13 protein-coding genes are annotated in these 16,175 nt (G+C 65.0%); 6 read left to right on the top strand and 7 right to left on the bottom strand.

Annotation, left to right across the window (positions count from 1 at the left end; all coding sequences use genetic code 11):
- Positions 1-22: 22 nt before the first annotated feature.
- The 6 genes from cysC to BJ989_RS05130 all read left to right on the top strand — a co-directional run bounded on the left by cysC (position 23) and on the right by BJ989_RS05130 (position 7,095).
- Complete coding sequence (cysC, locus tag BJ989_RS05155) at positions 23-1,924, top strand: adenylyl-sulfate kinase (protein WP_179517279.1); 1,902 nt, start codon at positions 23-25, stop codon at positions 1,922-1,924.
- 62 nt (positions 1,925-1,986) lie between these two features.
- On the top strand, positions 1,987-3,018 hold the full coding sequence (locus tag BJ989_RS05150; protein ID WP_179517278.1) for a sulfite exporter TauE/SafE family protein: 1,032 nt from the start codon (positions 1,987-1,989) through the stop codon (positions 3,016-3,018).
- A gap of 103 nt (positions 3,019-3,121) precedes the next feature.
- Positions 3,122-3,508 (top strand): VanZ family protein, encoded by a 387-nt coding sequence (locus BJ989_RS05145; protein ID WP_179517277.1) that lies wholly within the window; start codon positions 3,122-3,124, stop codon positions 3,506-3,508.
- A 49-nt stretch (positions 3,509-3,557) separates the two neighbouring features.
- Positions 3,558-4,472, top strand: coding sequence for a sulfate adenylyltransferase subunit CysD (gene cysD / locus BJ989_RS05140; protein WP_179517276.1), 915 nt, complete (start codon positions 3,558-3,560; stop codon positions 4,470-4,472).
- A complete protein-coding gene (gene cysN, locus BJ989_RS05135; protein WP_179517275.1) occupies positions 4,472-5,794 on the top strand; it encodes a sulfate adenylyltransferase subunit CysN in 1,323 nt (440 codons plus the stop codon). The genes cysD and cysN overlap by 1 nt, the downstream gene beginning before the upstream one ends.
- A gap of 446 nt (positions 5,795-6,240) precedes the next feature.
- Positions 6,241-7,095 carry a glycosyltransferase gene (locus BJ989_RS05130; protein WP_179517274.1) on the top strand — a complete coding sequence of 285 codons (855 nt, stop codon included), beginning with the start codon at positions 6,241-6,243 and terminating at the stop codon, positions 7,093-7,095.
- Between the two features lie 738 nt (positions 7,096-7,833).
- Here the strand turns inward: BJ989_RS05130 and BJ989_RS05125 are convergent.
- From BJ989_RS05125 to wecB, 7 genes are all read right to left on the bottom strand, one after another.
- Positions 7,834-9,090, bottom strand: a complete 1,257-nt coding sequence (locus BJ989_RS05125) for a nucleotide sugar dehydrogenase (protein ID WP_179517273.1) — start codon at positions 9,088-9,090, stop codon at positions 7,834-7,836.
- A 119-nt stretch (positions 9,091-9,209) separates the two neighbouring features.
- Positions 9,210-10,292 carry a glycosyltransferase family 4 protein gene (locus BJ989_RS05120; RefSeq protein WP_343049108.1) on the bottom strand — a complete coding sequence of 361 codons (1,083 nt, stop codon included), beginning with the start codon at positions 10,290-10,292 and terminating at the stop codon, positions 9,210-9,212.
- 53 nt (positions 10,293-10,345) lie between these two features.
- Complete coding sequence (locus BJ989_RS18660) at positions 10,346-11,413, bottom strand: O-antigen polymerase (RefSeq protein WP_179517271.1); 1,068 nt, start codon at positions 11,411-11,413, stop codon at positions 10,346-10,348.
- 227 nt (positions 11,414-11,640) lie between these two features.
- Positions 11,641-12,846: a lipopolysaccharide biosynthesis protein gene (locus tag BJ989_RS05110; RefSeq protein ID WP_281363157.1), complete on the bottom strand. Its 1,206-nt coding sequence runs from the start codon at positions 12,844-12,846 to the stop codon at positions 11,641-11,643.
- A complete protein-coding gene (locus tag BJ989_RS05105; RefSeq protein WP_179517269.1) occupies positions 12,843-13,883 on the bottom strand; it encodes a glycosyltransferase family 4 protein in 1,041 nt (346 codons plus the stop codon). The genes BJ989_RS05110 and BJ989_RS05105 overlap by 4 nt, the downstream gene beginning before the upstream one ends.
- Before the next feature lie 53 nt (positions 13,884-13,936).
- Complete coding sequence (locus BJ989_RS18655) at positions 13,937-15,013, bottom strand: glycosyltransferase (RefSeq protein WP_179517268.1); 1,077 nt, start codon at positions 15,011-15,013, stop codon at positions 13,937-13,939.
- A 50-nt stretch (positions 15,014-15,063) separates the two neighbouring features.
- On the bottom strand, positions 15,064-16,170 hold the full coding sequence (wecB, locus tag BJ989_RS05095; RefSeq protein ID WP_179519397.1) for a non-hydrolyzing UDP-N-acetylglucosamine 2-epimerase: 1,107 nt from the start codon (positions 16,168-16,170) through the stop codon (positions 15,064-15,066).
- Positions 16,171-16,175 lie beyond the last annotated feature (5 nt).

The following is a 16,175-nucleotide window of genomic DNA, read 5'->3' as shown; positions in this document are numbered from 1 at the left end:
ACCGGCTGGCACACTGACCGCCGTGTCGACCGCCCCGCAGCACTGCCCCTCCCCCGCCGAGCTCGACGACCTCGAGCTGCTCCTGACCGGGGCGCTCGCGCCGTTGCGGGGCTTCGGCGAGCCGGGCAGCCCCGTCACCCTCGCCCTCCCGCCCGAGGTGGACACGCAGGCCCGCGAGGCCGGTGCCGTCGAGCTCGTCGACCCCGAAGGCCTCCCCCTCGCCCGCGTGGCGTGGCCGGCCGGCGTGGCGGAGCCGTTGTCGCGGCCCGACTACGGTCCCTTCCGCCGCCTCCACCTGACCCCGGCCGAGGTGCGCGAGCGGTTCGCCGGGCGCGCCGTACTCGTGGTGACCGGCGCGTTGAGCGACGAGCAGCTGGAGGCCGCCCGTGACCTCGGCCCCCTCGTGCTCCTCGCGCTCTGCGGCCACGACCGACACGGTCTCCCGGCGACCGCGTTGCTGCGGGCCGGGCTCGTCGCGGCCGACCTGCTGGACGCGGCCGACGTCGTGGCCGTGCCCCTCACACGACGCGCCGACGACCTCCGCGACCGCGTCGTCCAGGCGTACGCCGGCTCCGACCGCGTCGTCGACCAGAGCGAGCTCTCCCCGCTGCCCGAACCGGCGCCCAAGCCGGGCGAGACCTACTACACCTACGGCACGCACTCCGGCGCGATCGGCGCCATCGTGCGGGCGGCCGACAAGGCACCCGACGAGCGTGGCCTCGTGCTCTTCTTCACCGGCCTGTCGGGCAGCGGCAAGTCGACACTGGCCCGCGCCCTGGTCGACCGCGTGCTCGAGCACACCGCTCGCACCGTCACGAGCCTCGACGGCGATGTCGTGCGCCGCAACCTCTCGGCCGGCCTCACCTTCTCGAAGGCCGACCGCGAGACCAACATCCGCCGCATCGGCTGGGTCGCCGCCGAGATCGCCCGTCACGGCGGCCTTGCGGTGTGCAGCCCCATCGCCCCCTTCGACGAGACCCGCCAGCAGGTGCGCCAGCTCGTCGAGGACGCCGGCGGCACCTTCTTCCTCGTCCACGTCGCCACGCCGCTGGAGGAGTGCGAGCGCCGCGACCGCAAGGGCCTCTACGCCAAGGCCCGTCGCGGGGAGATCCCCGAGTTCACCGGCATCTCGTCGCCCTACGAGGAGCCCCAGGACGCGTCGGTGCGGGTCGACACGACCGGTCGCACCATCGAGGACGCCCTCGATGACGTCCTGCAGGCCCTGGCAGCCGAGCGCCTCCTCGACCTCACCGCGGAACCGGCGGTCGAGCGAGCCCGCCCCCTGTCGGTCGTCGAGCAGGGCCCCACCCCGGTGGTTGAGCAGGGCCGCCCCTCACCGGTGGTTGAGCAGGGCCGCCAGGCCCGTGTCGAAACCCCCGAGGCCGAAGCAGAGGCCCCCCTCCGCATCCTCTTCGTCTGCACCGCCAACATCTGCCGCTCCCCCTACATGGAGGCCGCCGCCCGCCACCACCTCGGCGACACCAGCCGCGTGGTGGTCAGCAGCGCCGGCACCCACGGGTTCGACGCCAAGCCGACCGACGCCGCGATGGCCGCCCAGCTGCAGGCGCGCAGCATCGACAGCAGCGACTTCCGCAGCCGCGCGGTGACCCGCGAGCTGCTCGACGAGGCCGACGTGGTGCTGACCGCCGAGGCAACCCACCGCACCTTCCTGCTCGAGGACCAGCCGGAGGCCTTCCGCAAGGTCTTCACCCTCGGCCAGCTCGCCGCCTACGTCGAGTCGTCCGGCACGACCGCGCGCGGCCGCGCACTGGTGGCCGAGGCCGCGGCCTCGCGTGGCAGCGCTTCGCCCGGCCTCGACGTGGCCGACCCCTACCGTCGGGGCGACGCCGCGGCTCAGGCTGCCGCGGAGCACATCGACCGTCTGCTCGCGACCGTGCTGCCCGCGCTGACCCCAGAGGACTGAGGCCGCCACGCGATGACTAGCGGATCGCTAGAGTTAGCGGTCTTGCTCGTATAGTCCCCGGCATGCTCGATCTCCTCACCGACGGCTTCCTGTCGATCCTCGTCGCCGGGTTCCTCGTCGGCATCGTGGTCGGGCTGACCGGGATGGGCGGCGGCGCGCTCATGACCCCGGCGCTGATCTTCCTCGGCGTGGGCAACACCGCCACGATCGTCACCGCCGACCTCACCGCCGCCGCCGTCTACAAGACCGGCGGCGCGATCGCGCACTGGCGAAGCGGCTCACCCAACCTGCAGCTGGCGAAGTGGTTGATCATCGGCTCGGTGCCGATGGCGTTCCTCGGGCCCTACCTGGTCAAGGTGTTCACCGACCCCGAGAGCATCGACGACGTCCTCAAGGTCGCGATCGGCATCGCACTGCTCTTCGCGGCAGCCACCTATGCGCTCCGGCTCTACATCAACCTGCGTCGCGTGCGCAGCGGCGGCCCCGAGCCCGACGCCGACCCGGCGGTCCGCCCCGTCCCGACGCTCCTCGTCGGTGCGCTCGGCGGGCTGCTGGTCGGCATCACCAGCGTCGGCTCCGGCTCGGTCATCATGATTGCGCTGCTCATGCTCTATCCCGGCCTCTCGGCGGTGAAGCTCGTCGGCACCGACCTCGTGCAGGCCGTGCCGCTCGTGCTCGCCGCCGCGATCTCCAACATCGCCCTGCACGGTCTCGACTGGGGCCTGCTGATCCCGCTGCTGATCGGCTCAGTGCCCGGCACGCTGCTAGGCAGCCGGATCGCCCCGCGAGTCCCGCAGTCGATCATCCGGCGCGGCATCGTGATCGTGCTGACGATGTCGGGGGTGGCGCTGCTCTTCAAGGCTGGCTGGCAGCCGTTCGGGCCCGACCGCGACACCCTCTACGCGCTCATCGTGGCCGGCGTCGGCCTGGCGATGCTCGTCCTCGTCCCGCTGGTGTGGGGCCTGCTGCGCAAGGACCAGGGGCTGCCGATGTTCGGCGCGCCCTACGTCCACGAGCTCGAGGGCCCGCGCTACGACCCGCGCCCCGTCAGGCGCGACCGGGCAGGGGGGCCGAGCGGTCCCTCACACGGCTGACCCAGGGGGCGGCGGCGCCCACAGACCGCCTGGCGCTGCCGGTGGTCGCCGCTGGGCCGTCGCCGGCCTCGCCGTGTACGGCGCCGTGGTCGCCGTTGCCCTGTTGGCCCCCACCCCCCAGCTCGCGACGGCCTCGGTGCAGTGGTTCAGCGAGGCCCTGCGGTCGGTCGGCGTCCCCGAGGGGCTGACGACGCCCGCCCGGGCCGAGCTGGTGGCCAACGTCTTGGTGGTGACGCCGCTGCCGGTGCTCGCAGCCGCCGCCCGGCTCCGTCGTGCTGGCCGTTGGGGGTGGCGCCACTGGACGGCCTGGGCCTTCGTCGCCTCCCTCTCGGTCGAAGCCGTCCAGGCGCTCGTGCTGCCGGCTAGGTCCGCGACCCACGTCGACGTGGTCGCCAACACAACGGGGGGTCTCCTCGGCGGGGTGCTGGTCACGCTCGCGCGGTCGGCGTGGGTCCGCCGACGACGCGATGTCAGGGGCCGGGGTCTTTGATGGCTACGATGCTGGCTGCTGTGCCCCGACGGAAGGTCCACGTTCACCCATGACTGAGACGCACGCCGACTACCGGCTGAGTCAGCTCGACCAGCTGGAAGCGGAGTCGATCCACATCTTCCGCGAGGTCGCGGCGGAGTTCGAGAAGCCGGTGCTGATGTTCTCCGGCGGCAAGGACTCCATTGTGATGCTGCGTCTGGCGGAGAAGGCCTTCTACCCGGCGAAGATCCCCTTCCCGATCATGCAGGTCGACACGGGTCTCGACTTCCCCGAGGTCATGGAGACGCGCGACCGTTGGGTCGAGCGGCTCGGCGTGCAGCTCGTGGTGGCCAGCATCGACGACGCGATCGCTCAGGGCGTCGTGGTCGACGACGGCAAGACCTCGCGCAACCGCCTGCAGATCGGGACCCTGCTCAACGCCATCGAGGAGAACGGCTTCACCGCCGCCTTCGGTGGCGGTCGCCGCGACGAGGAGAAGGCCCGCGCCAAGGAGCGCGTCTACTCCCACCGCGACGAGTTCGGCCAGTGGGACCCCAAGAATCAGCGTCCCGAGCTGTGGAGCCTCTACAACGGCCGGCTTCACGAGGGTGAGCACATGCGCATCTTCCCGATCTCGAACTGGACCGAGCTCGACGTCTGGTCCTACATCGCCCGTGAGGGCATCGAGATCCCCTCCATCTACTTCGCCCACCAGCGCCGGGTCTTCGAGCGCGGCGGCATGTTGATGACCGAGACCCCGCTGAACCCGATGAAGCAGGGCGAGACCGCCGAGGAGCGCACCGTGCGCTTCCGCACGTGCGGTGACATCACCCTGACCGGCTGCGTGGAGTCGGGAGCCAGCACGGTCGAGGAGATCATCGAGGAGATCGCCGTCGCCCGCGTCACCGAGCGCGGCGCCACCCGCGGAGACGACAAGTTCTCCGAGGCCGCCATGGAGGACCGGAAGAAGGAGGGCTACTTCTGATGGCCACCGAGCACACCACTGACACCAGCACCGAGAGCGGCGCCGATGTCGTCGAGACCGTCACCCAGCGCATGGACCTCCTTCGCTTCGCGACAGCCGGCTCCGTCGACGACGGCAAGTCGACCCTGATCGGGCGCCTGTTGCTCGACTCGAAGGCGATCTTCGAAGACCAGCTCGAGGCCGTCGAGGCAACGAGCCAGTCCAAGGGATACGACTACACCGACCTCGCGCTGCTGACCGACGGTCTGCGCTCGGAGCGCGAGCAGGGCATCACCATCGACGTGGCCTACCGCTACTTCGCGACGCCCAACCGCAAGTTCATCATCGCCGACACCCCGGGCCACGTGCAGTACACGCGCAACATGGTCACCGGCGCCTCCACTGCCGACCTCGGCCTCGTGCTGGTCGACGCCCGTCAGGGTCTGACCGAGCAGTCGCGCCGCCACGCGGTGATCCTCTCGCTGCTGCGGGTGCCGCACCTGGTACTTGCAGTTAACAAGATGGACCTCGTCGACTTCTCCCAAGAGGTCTTCGAGCGCATCCACCAGGAGTTCACCTCCTTCGCGACGAAGCTGTCGATTCCCGACCTCGAGATCATCCCGATCTCTGCATTGCAGGGCGACAACGTGGTGACCCGGTCCGAGCACATGCCGTGGTACTCCGGTCCCACGCTCATGCACCACCTCGAGCACGTGCACGTCGCATCCGACCGCGACCTCGTCGACGTCCGCTTCCCCGTGCAGTACGTCGTGCGCCCCAAGTCCGACGCGCATCACGACTACCGCGGGTACGGCGGGCAGGTCGCCGGCGGCGTACTGAAGCCCGGCGACGACGTCGTCGTGCTCCCTTCCGGCATGACCTCGAAGATCGCAGGCATCGACTTGTTCGACCGGGAGATCAGCGAGGCCTACCCGCCGATGTCGGTGACCGTGCGCCTTGAGGACGACGTCGACGTCAGCCGCGGCGACATGATCGCGCGCGTCAACAATGCGCCGAAGCCCTCCCAGGACATCGACGCGATGATTTGCTGGATGACCAACGAGCCGCTGCGGCCACGCCAGAAGCTCGCGATCAAGCACACCACGCGCACCGGCCGCGCCATGGTCAAGGACGTGCAGTATCGCCTCGACGTCAACAGCCTGCATCGCGACCAGGACACGAAAGAGCTCGGACTCAACGAAATCGGCCGCGTCCAGCTGCGCACCACCGTGCCGCTGCTGTGCGACCCCTACTCGAAGAACCGGACGACCGGATCCTTCATCCTGATCGACGAGGCCACCGGGGTCACCGTCGGTGCGGGGATGATCAACTCCGGCAGTTGACCTCGATCGAGAGCGGTCGCGCCCCGGCCGCCACCGAATGAGCGGCAAATGACGAGACGCGCACGGCAAAGGAGGCACGCGTGAACCACCCTCATAAATACGTGTGCATCTTCAGGGGATCTCGGGATCACTATGAGGTGGCAATCGCCCTCCATGAGTCGCGCCGACTGCAACGCCTAGTTACCGACTTCTATTCACCTGACATTTTGCTGCGGTCCATGGATAGAATCGGCGCGACCAAGACGAAAACCTACTTCCAGCGTCGCCATTCAGTGCTGCTTCCGAGCAATCTCGTCCGTAGCACATTTATTGATGCCTTGCCGCTGGGCCGACCGTGGTCCCGCGTAGAAGACGTGGACCCGAGACTAGGGCGCGCGGGTGCGCGTGCAGTGACGGACGCTGCCTTAGTTTACAGTTACTATTGGCAAGGATTTCTCGCCGCTGACGTGGAGAACGTCCAGGGCCCTAGGGTGCTGTTTCAAGTCCACCCGCTTGCTTCCCAGATCCGCGATGAGCTCGCTCACGACCGGGAACTGTCCGGGCTCGAAGTTGGACTTGAGCCCGAGGAATTGTTGGACGAAACTGACGTACAACGCGAGCGTGGCAATCTAGAAGCGGCTCATTCCATCATATGCGCATCTTCTTTCGTTGCGAAGGGACTAAGTGCCTCCGGGGTGCCCTCTGGCCGCGTGCACGTAGCTCCCTACGGCGCGGACCGGGCAAACACGTATCGCGGTGCGGGCACGCCCGCGAGAAGCGCCACGAACCGGCCCCTGCAATTGCTTTGGGTTGGCCAGCTGGCCTACAGAAAGGGCCCTCATTGGCTCGTCAAGGCCATGCGGGAATTCTCCAGCAAGGAGGTCGTCTTGACCATGGTGACCCGGAGTGCTGTGCCGACCTGGTTAGCGCCACTACCCGAGAACGTTCGAATAATAAATAATGCGAGCGCAGAGGATCTCCGTGGGTACTACGCAACCACCGATTTATTCGTAATGCCGTCTATAATCGAAGGGTTCGGCCTCGTCTATTCTGAGGCCCTCGCACATGGTGTCCCGATAGTGGCAACCGCCAACTCTGGGGCCCCAGACGTCGCCCAGCACGGGCGAAACTCGTGGCTCGTCCATCCCGGCACATCGGACGCGATCGTTGATCTGATCGATGCGTTGCTCCTTGACCGTTCACTGCTGACGCACCTCCGCGAAGGTGCCGAGATGCACACCCCGCCAACCTGGCCCGAGTTCCGACATGACGTCAATCTTGCATTGCTAGCGACGGAACGGTCCTTCATAAAAAGCTCTTGATCCGTCCATCCCTAAGGCGCTCGATGGGAACTCTGGCGAAATCAGGCCGTTGCCGACTAACCCTCTGGAGACTGTGTTTTCATCACGTTAGGCACTCGCAACCGGGCCATCCTGCGGTCGGTCCCGCTCACCTCATCGAGAGTGACGCCGAATTCATCGACCCACCTCGCAATGGTCTCCGTTTCAGACGTCCTTTGTGCATCGTCAACGAGGATCACCGCTCCCGGCGCAAGATGTCCGATCAAGGCGGGAAGTAGCCCATACCGTCCGCCAGGCGTCGTTCCGGGAGGGCCGTCGCACAACACAAGGTCGAAACGGGCATCCGGTGTCGGAGCCCAGTCGTACCAACTCCACGGGCCGCGATCCGCCATGCCCACATCCACGACGCGAACGTGATCGGCCCCGATGTAATCCAGACAGCGCCGCACCTTCACGGAGGACGGCCTATGTTGCTCGAGCGAGATCACTGGCCGGTCGGTGACGGCTGCGAGAAGCAGCGTCGTCAGCCCCGTGCCACACTCAAGAATCTGCAGACGCCCGGCACCCGCAGCCGAAGCAACTTCCGCGAGGTAATGAGGATCCGCTTCGTAGCCACCGCCGCTCCAGGCGCGCGTCAATCGTGCGATAACGGCGGTATCTGTCGGGTCGGGCGCTGTTTTGAGGGCATTCAACGCACCCCTGATCCGCAAATGGTGACCAACCACCCCGCTTGCGCTAGACAGGCGGTCTCGCAAGGCCCTATAACTTTTCAATTCGATCTCCCTGTGAGGACCCTCGGGCGTCCAGAACAAACGCCCTCGAACGATTCAAGACATCGGGCCCGTAACTTTGGTGCGGTTGCATAACGATGGCAAGATCGCATTCCCGCAGAGCTAGTTCAACGTCAAGCACACGTGCGAGAGTCACTCCTGGAGCTTTCCATTCCTGGACGAACGGATCATAGAACTGCAGTTCGGCACCAAGGGAGAGCAATTGCCGTGCTAGCGGAATCGCCGGCGACTCGCGTTGATCGGAAATTCCGGCCTTGTACGTCACCCCCAGGATCAGAATCTTAGACCCCCTGATAGGCAAACCGCGGTCGTTGAGAAGTGCTTGGGCACGGTCTCGCACGTAGCGGGGCATCGACCGGTTCACTTCCTGAGCGAGCTCGACAAACCGAAACGGATAACCAAGTTCCGCCTGCACACGGTGGGATAAGTAGGACGGGTCGATGGGGATGCAGTGCCCCCCTACGCCCGGCCCTGGATGAAATGCTTGATATCCGAACGGCTTAGTCGCGGCGCAGGAAATGACGTTCCAGATGTCGATCCCGAGTTCGCGCGAGAACTTGGCCATCTCGTTGACAAGCGCAATGTTCACCTGTCGGTAGGTATTTTCGAGCAATTTCGCCATCTCGGCTTCGCGCGTCCCGGCCGCTGGAACAATAGTGTCGACAAACTGCGCGTAGAAGGCTGTTGCCTTCTCCCGACACTGCGAAGTGACTCCACCAACCACCTTGGGAGTGTTCCTCACGTTGAACGTGGGATTGCCCGGGTCGATTCGTTCGGGTGAGTAAGCCAGGTGGAAGTCCACGCCTGCCTGAGCGCCTCGCGATTCGAGGATCGGCTGCAGCAACTCCTCCGTAGTGCCCGGCCAGGTGGTGGATTCGAGGATCACCAAGGCCCCAGTTCGCAAGTTATCACGCACCATCTCAGCCGCAGCGCGCACCGCGGTGAGGTCTGGTCCGCCCTCGTCGCTCAAGGGCGTGGGGACGCAGATGACGATCACTTCGCACGACGCCAGCGGCGAGGGGTCGACGGTCGCGACGAAGCCCCGACCCAACATCCCCGCGACCTGCGCGTCATCGAGGTCATCGACATGGGATCGGCCGGAGCGTAGGCCATCGACGACGGCCGAAGACGCGTCCACCCCTACGCCGCGCAACCCTGCCTCTACGGCCGCGTGAGCGAGTGGGAGGCCAACATAGCCGAGTCCGACGACCCCGAACTGGTACATGACTCCATCCTTCCATCTCAGCCGCATTACGGAGCGCATTACCCACGACCGCGGCGTCGCCGACGTGCGGGCATCCCCATGCCGTGGACGCGCGGCCATCAAGCCGCTGTCATTGTGTCTCAGTTGATCAGCCCTGCGTAAATCGTCTCCAGAGCACGGGCGTGAGCGTCCCACGTCTTCTCCGACCGCGCCGTTCGCTGACCGGCCTCGGCAATAAGGCGCGAGCTGTCGGGATCAGCGATCACGGCGCGGAGGACCTCCACAATGGAGTCGACGTCTCGTGGTGGCACCAAGTACCCCGTCCTCCCTGACTCAATGAACTCCGACGGGCCCTGCCCGTCCACCCCGATGGTCAGGCAACCAGCGGCCATCGCCTCCAGGTGCGCAACGCCGAAGGCTTCGTAGAACGAAGGGAGGACGAAGACCTCGGCAGACGCCAGACGCTTCATGACAACCTCATGCGGTAGTGGACCGAGGAACGTCACTCGGTCAGCAACACCGAGCTGGGCCGCGAGGGTCTGAAGTCGGGACTCCTCTGGGCCGCTGCCGATGACTTCGTAGGTCCAGTCGAGCCCCGGCCTCAATTGCGCCAAAGCTTGCAGGACAAGGTGCAGGCCCTTTCCTTCGAAAAGCCTCGATACACTGACGAGCCGCATGGCGCCCTGCCACCTGGTCGGATCGGGACCGCTGTCCTTCTCGAGTTTGAAACCATTATGCAGAGTCGTGGTGCTCGCCGGATTCAGACATGGGCCGAAGTAACGCTTAAGCACATCACCTACCAAGACCACGTGGTCGGCGTTTCCCAACGCGCGAGCGAGGCGCCTTCTCTTGCAGTGAACGCGCACTATCTGGGGCGTCGAGTCGGCTGCATGAAGCGAGACCAGAGTCGGTAGTTTCAGAGGTCGCTGGTGCAGGCCAACGGCGAGCGCCATCCGTTCAGTGTGCACGTGCACCACGTCGTACGCCTGCCGTTGCACCACCTGGCGGTAACGCACAGCGACGAACAGGCTCAGCATGGCAAGGGACAACTCCGCAAAACGGAGGCGCGGAACACTCGGGTGCTGAACGAGCTCTGTACTCACACCCGCGGCGATTGGCGGCGACCAGAGCCGGCTGCGCCCCGGGCGCCACGCCTTTACAACAAGCACGTGCACCGTATGGCCTAGCGCTGCCAATGCTTCAGCTCGATGGTACTGAGCCACTCCATCGAAGTCTTGAGGCGTTGATGGGTAGAGCGGGACGACAAAAAGAATTCTCACGGGTTCCTCTGACTGACCTGAAGGGCGGCACGGCGGCGATTGATCGCACCGGCTAGTAGTGCTATTGCTACCCACGGTGAGGCGTTCACAACGGTAAAGAGGAGCAGAGACGGCAGGCCGTCGCGAGCCACTTGCAACAGGACTGCGAAAATCAGGACGTGGAAGAATCGAAGTCCGCTGAGTCGCTCCCTGGAGTACGCGCGCCGATGAAACCGCCCCGTGATGGTGCCAAATAGAAATCCGCCTACGACCACGCCCGGCCATCGGAAGCCGATGTAGAGCTCTCCAACCAGCGTTGTGATCGCCCCCACTTCGATCAGCGGATACGACGGGGTCGAAATGGCGCGTAAGTCCCCCGCAAGAGGTGGCTTGTCGGGCCACAACGGCCGCGGGATGGGAAGAGTAACGAGTGCAGCGTAACTCCGGCCCAGCCCCAGATAATCCTGGTGCTCAGCGAGCATGACGCTAATCGCGCCTTGGTCCAAGAGGGCTTGCTCCGCGTTCCTCCCAGCGCGAGCTGACAGCGTTGACGTCGAGATGGCGTCGAGCACCGATGATGCCGTCGCGTTGCCGCTTCGAATGTCGCGTCCCACCTCTTTGAGCGGCAGGAACAAGGCCACGACGCACAACGCGACGGGAACCATCCACATTCGTGGCCAGCGCCACTCCTTCCGGTCCAAATAGATGATCAGCAGCATTAGGAGGGGAAGCAGGAAGCGATACCGATTGTGCCCCTGAATGCCCATCAGCAGGATGTAGGTGATGAACGGAATAAGCAAGTATGGGCGCATCCCACGCGAATAGATAAAAGCAAGGAGAACGAGCGCTGGCCACAGGATCGCTACCGTTTGATAGCTGGTCTCGATAGCAACGCCGCCCGCGCTGATTCCTGGCACGTACGCCGCCCGCGTCAACGACCAGAGCCCGACTGGTAGTGCCACCACTCCCACCATCATCGCCGCGCGTTCGATCGAGTGCTCGTGCAGGCGGCGTTCGCTGAGCGCGCAGCGCCGGCCTTCGCCCATTGACGTGCCAGCTGCTAACCAACCCAGGGTGGCGGACACGAGGAAGACGTCAGCTAGCAAGATGAATGGAGGAAATTCCTCCAGTGGCAGTCCGAGGAAGGTCGGCGCACCGCGGGCGATGGCCCAGCCGCGGGTTGAAACGATAGCTACGTGCACGCACAAATAAAGAAGGGCCGGGTGAGACGCTCTCATCGCGGGGTGTACAAATAGCACTACGCCACAGGTGAGCACAGCGACCACGTCAAGCCAAAGCGCCAACTCGAGACTCATCGCGCACTGACCTGCCTCACGCCTAGCCAGAGCACAGAAAGGCAAGCGACCTGACCGATGAGGACGGCCGACGCGGCCCCAGTCATGCCCCATACAGGCACCAGTGTCGCCACCAACATCCCGGTGGCGATCAAGGTGCTCGAGTGCGCCAGGCCTAGAAGACGCAACTTGTCGAGCGCCTGCGACTCAGCCGACAAGAATGCGATGCCCACTTTGACTGCGGCAGCTACTAACAAGATGGACAGGGGGTCCGCCGCCGGTACGTATGCTGGCCCGTACACGTGTCGAATCAGCCAGTCACCTCCTGCCGCCACCGGGATGATAGCGATAAGAGTTAGCGCGATAGCAGTAGTTGCGAGCCGTCGCGCTTTGGTCCGCAGCCGAGCGTCCTCAACAAATCGCGGGAACGCCAACTGACCGACCGTCACTGAGACCACGTCCGCGACGGCAGCAACCGAGGCCGCTACGGCATAGACCCCCAGCACCGACGGCGCTGCCACAGCCGCTAGCACCAATTGATCTGTACGGCCGCGAAGCATGGCCGGAAGGGACGACATGAGCGAGCGGCGCCCGTAACTTTTCATCTCGCCTACCGGGGTGGCGTCATCAGGGACCAGCGGTCCACGTTGCCCGACGACGACGAGAACGGCCACGAGGGCCGCAGCGTTCCCGACGGTCAGCGCAACGAGACCAGTGACGATGGAGAATTCTTCTAGGGACAACAACAACAAACTCGCCATCGCGTATGTGGCGGCCGGCACAAGCCGCACCGCGTTCCATACGGAAAGCCGTGCATCCGATAGCAAGCCTGAGAGCAAGGCTTGCACGATGGCACTGATGGGAATAATCGCAGTGGCCAGGAGTGTCAGGATCGCGCGTGAAGAGTGGGCGGAGGTGAGCCACAGGACGATCGCCGCGAGCGCAGCCGAGCAAAGGGCTATCTCTACCCAGGAGGACCGGACGAGAGTCACCGCTCGTCCAACTCCCGAACTCGACTGCCGACCAAAGTAGATGATCGCCTGCTGGCCCCCCAACAACGACACAGTTGAAAGCGTCGCAACCCACAGAACGATCGCCACGAACAAGCCCCTGTCGTGGGGTTCGAGCCCCCGTGCGCTAACGATCCCGGTAACGACGCCGAGGAGGAGGTTTCCAACGTTGACGGCCAACGTGGCGGATGCTCCCGCGAACCGGCGGCTCAACCGGCGTCCTGAGTGGATCCGAGCAGAGCATCGACCACGGTGGTGCCGAAGTGGCGCGGGGTCACTTCGCGCGACGACTCAGGGTCGGGGCGTCTGCTTGTTAGGGCCGCCTCGATCGCACCAATGAGTGCGGCCGGCGATGAGCAATCTGACACGACTGCACCAACGGTGGTCGACGCGTGGCCCGCGTAGGCAATCGTTTCAGACACGACAACACGCAACCCGAGAGCGAGCGCCTCGGAATAGGTCAGTGGCGCAGGATCGACGCGTGAGGGGATAACAAGCACGTCAGTCGACCGTAACATCGGGAGAATTTCCGGCAGCGGCGCGGCGCCGTGAATGGTCACGTCGTCGGCCACCGCTGCCAGCCCTTCGATATCCCGGCCCCATGCGTGGACCTCAATGTCCCTGACCCGAAGGACGGTCGCCGCTTGTAACAGGACGTCGAATCCCTTCCTGCGGGTCAAATCACCCAGGAAAATCACCCGAGCTCCCGCCTCGGAAAATTGGTCTGGCAGCCGCCCGAGGTCAACCGGGTTGAGGAGCAGCCGCGATCGAACGTGGCGGCCCGCGAGCCGATCGACGTGCGCACGACTGGCGTCGGTTGGTACGACGGCGAAGGTCGCGGGCCGCAAGAACCTCCGACGTGCGGCGTTGAGGAGCAAATTGTCGTGTTTACTCGTCAGTGGACTGGACTCCACCCACACGCCCAGGTGCACCCCTGCCCATCGCGCCCACGTCGACGCAGCGAGGGATAGCGGTGTGTCCCACCCTGCGGTGAACACATGAGTGGGCCGGTAGCGGAGCAGGAGGCGTCCTCCGGGTGCAGCTGGCATCTTCCGACCTGCTACGTATCGGAAATCCGGCTGCACAAAGTAGTAGTCGAAAGGGAACTCCGCGTCGGCAGTGTAAAACCACTCAGCCCGCTCCCGTGCCGCGCGTCGCACCTGGTAGCAAACCAGGGTCGATCCGCCTGTCCGCGCGGCAAACTCTTCTGCCATCGCCGCGTATGCCGGAGTTCGGTAGTAGGCGGGCATGTTGTTGACGATGAGAAGACGGGACTCGGGGCTTGACCTGGCGCGCCTGAACATCAAGTCCCCTCCACTGGAAGGGAACCATAGAGGGTGGACAGCAGCGCCATCGCGCGGTCTCGCGCAGTCGGCGCTTTCCCGACACGACGCATGCCGGCCTCGACCCTTGTCCTCAAGTCGCCCGGCCGGTTATGGCCATTGAATACGACCGTTGCAGCCCGTTCACCATCGTGTGGATCAAAATACGCGGCCGCATCCCCGCACACGGTCCGCACGAAGTCCCTGTCGGATGCGAACACCGGCACGCCGAGGGCCATGGCTTCAACCGGGCTCGCCGAGTAGGCCTCAAGCAGGCTGGGGAAGAATAGACCGTCCGATGTCTTCAGTACGGTCGCGACCTGGTCGATCGTAACTTCCCCGAGGTTGACGCACACCGCCCGGAACGCAGGCGTTCGACGGTCCCACTCCTCCGGTCGGAGCGTGACGATGAACCCCGCTTTCACACCAATGCGTGCGAGCTCACCGGCGACAGCGGGGAGGAACTCCAAGTTCTTGTGCGGGTAATCGCGGGTGGGATAGGCGAGGAGCAGGTCGTGATCTTGCCGGGCTTTCCCGATTCGCAAGGCGATTGACTCGTCACGTTGAGCCGACAGCACGCGGCTGTTCACAGCGTTGGGAACAACGTGCATCACTGGAGCATGTCCGGCTAGAACATGCTCAACCCGAGCCCGCATTGCACTTGTCTCTACAATCACAGCGTGCTGTGCTCGTAATTCGAGGCGGGACAAGTGTGCTCGGATCCTGTCCTTGACGCCAGGCGTACCTGTCGGTGATGCGTAGATCGACGTCACGTCGGCGTAGCCCATCAATCGCCGGTCGCAGCGCGGCAACGAGTAAAGCGGACCGAACACCGTCAATGCAGATTCACTTGAGCGCCGCAGGTCGCTCAGAATGTGCGAAGGGGATCCCGGACGCCTGTGCCGCACGGCGTGCCGCACCTTGTTCAGGGTCGTGGGCGAAACGTTGCGTGCGACCGACGGGGACAGCTCGAAATGCGTGGCGCAAACCCACGGAGACCAGTCCGGGTGTGCCGTGAGCCTAGCGGCCTCGTCGAGCAGTGATGCGGCGACCTGCACCCCTCCACCCACATGGAGGTTCGACGCAATGACCCTGAACCTCGTACGCGTCACGCCCGCAGACCCGCCCAGTCGCGGTGTCGTCCCGCCGTGGACGCGATGTACCTGACGACTCGGAGACTTGTGTCGTCCAAGTGGTAGCCAGCTGGGACACTTGGCGTTTCAGTGGCACTCATCACGAGTCCTGTCGCGCGAACGACGTCGTCGGGGTTGAGGCCGGTCATAATGATGCTCCCGGTGTCCAACGCCTCCGGCCGCTCAATGGAGTCCCGCAGCGTGACCGCGGGGAAGCCGAGGATCGACGACTCCTCTGAGATCGTGCCGGAGTCGGAGAGCACGCAAGCGGCTTCGAGCTGCAGTTTGTTGTAGTCGTGAAAGCCAAACGGCTCAAGCCAACGGATCCCGTCGTCGGACTCGACCTCGAACGTGTCAAGTCGTTTGCGGGTGCGGGGGTGCGTCGACACGATGACAGGCAGACCAAACGCATCCCTCACGCGATTGAGGCAGTCGAGGAGTCGGTGAAGCCGGTCGGGCGAGTCGACGTTCTCCTCCCGGTGGGCCGAGACGAGGAAGTAGCCCCGTTGTTGCAGCCCGAGTTTGTCGCGAATAGCGGAGGCATCGATCCGGTCTCTAAAGTGTTCGAGCACCTCCCTCATAGGTGAACCAGTCACGATCACCCGACGGGGGTGGAGCCCTTCGGCCAGCAGGTTGCGCCGCGCGTGCTCCGTATACGCCAAGTTGAAATCCGCGACGTGGTCCACGAACCGGCGGTTGGTCTCCTCGGGCACGTTCTCGTCAAAAGACCGGTTACCCGCCTCCATGTGGTAGGTCGGCACCTTCATCCGCTTGGCCATGAGGGCTGCGATGCACGAGTTCGTGTCGCCCAGGACAAGCACGGCGTCCGGGCGCTCGGCGACGAGCACCTTCTCGGTCTCGACCAGCACACCACCCAGCACAGACCCCAAGCTCGAAGTGTCGACGCCGAGGTAGTGGTCGGGCGCGCGCAGGTCGAGGTCGTCGAAGAACACCTGGTTAAGCTGGCGGTCGTAGTTCTGCCCGGTGTGCACCAGCACGTGGTCCACCCCCGGCGTCGCGTCGAGGCGCGCGATCACCCGCGCCAGCCGAATGATCTCGGGGCGGGTCCCGACGATCGTCATGACCT

This window comes from Nocardioides perillae (genome assembly GCF_013409425.1).
Classification (GTDB): domain Bacteria; phylum Actinomycetota; class Actinomycetes; order Propionibacteriales; family Nocardioidaceae; genus Nocardioides; species Nocardioides perillae.
The sequence above is the reverse complement of the archived record's forward strand: the minus strand, read 5'-3'. Positions and strand labels throughout refer to the sequence as shown.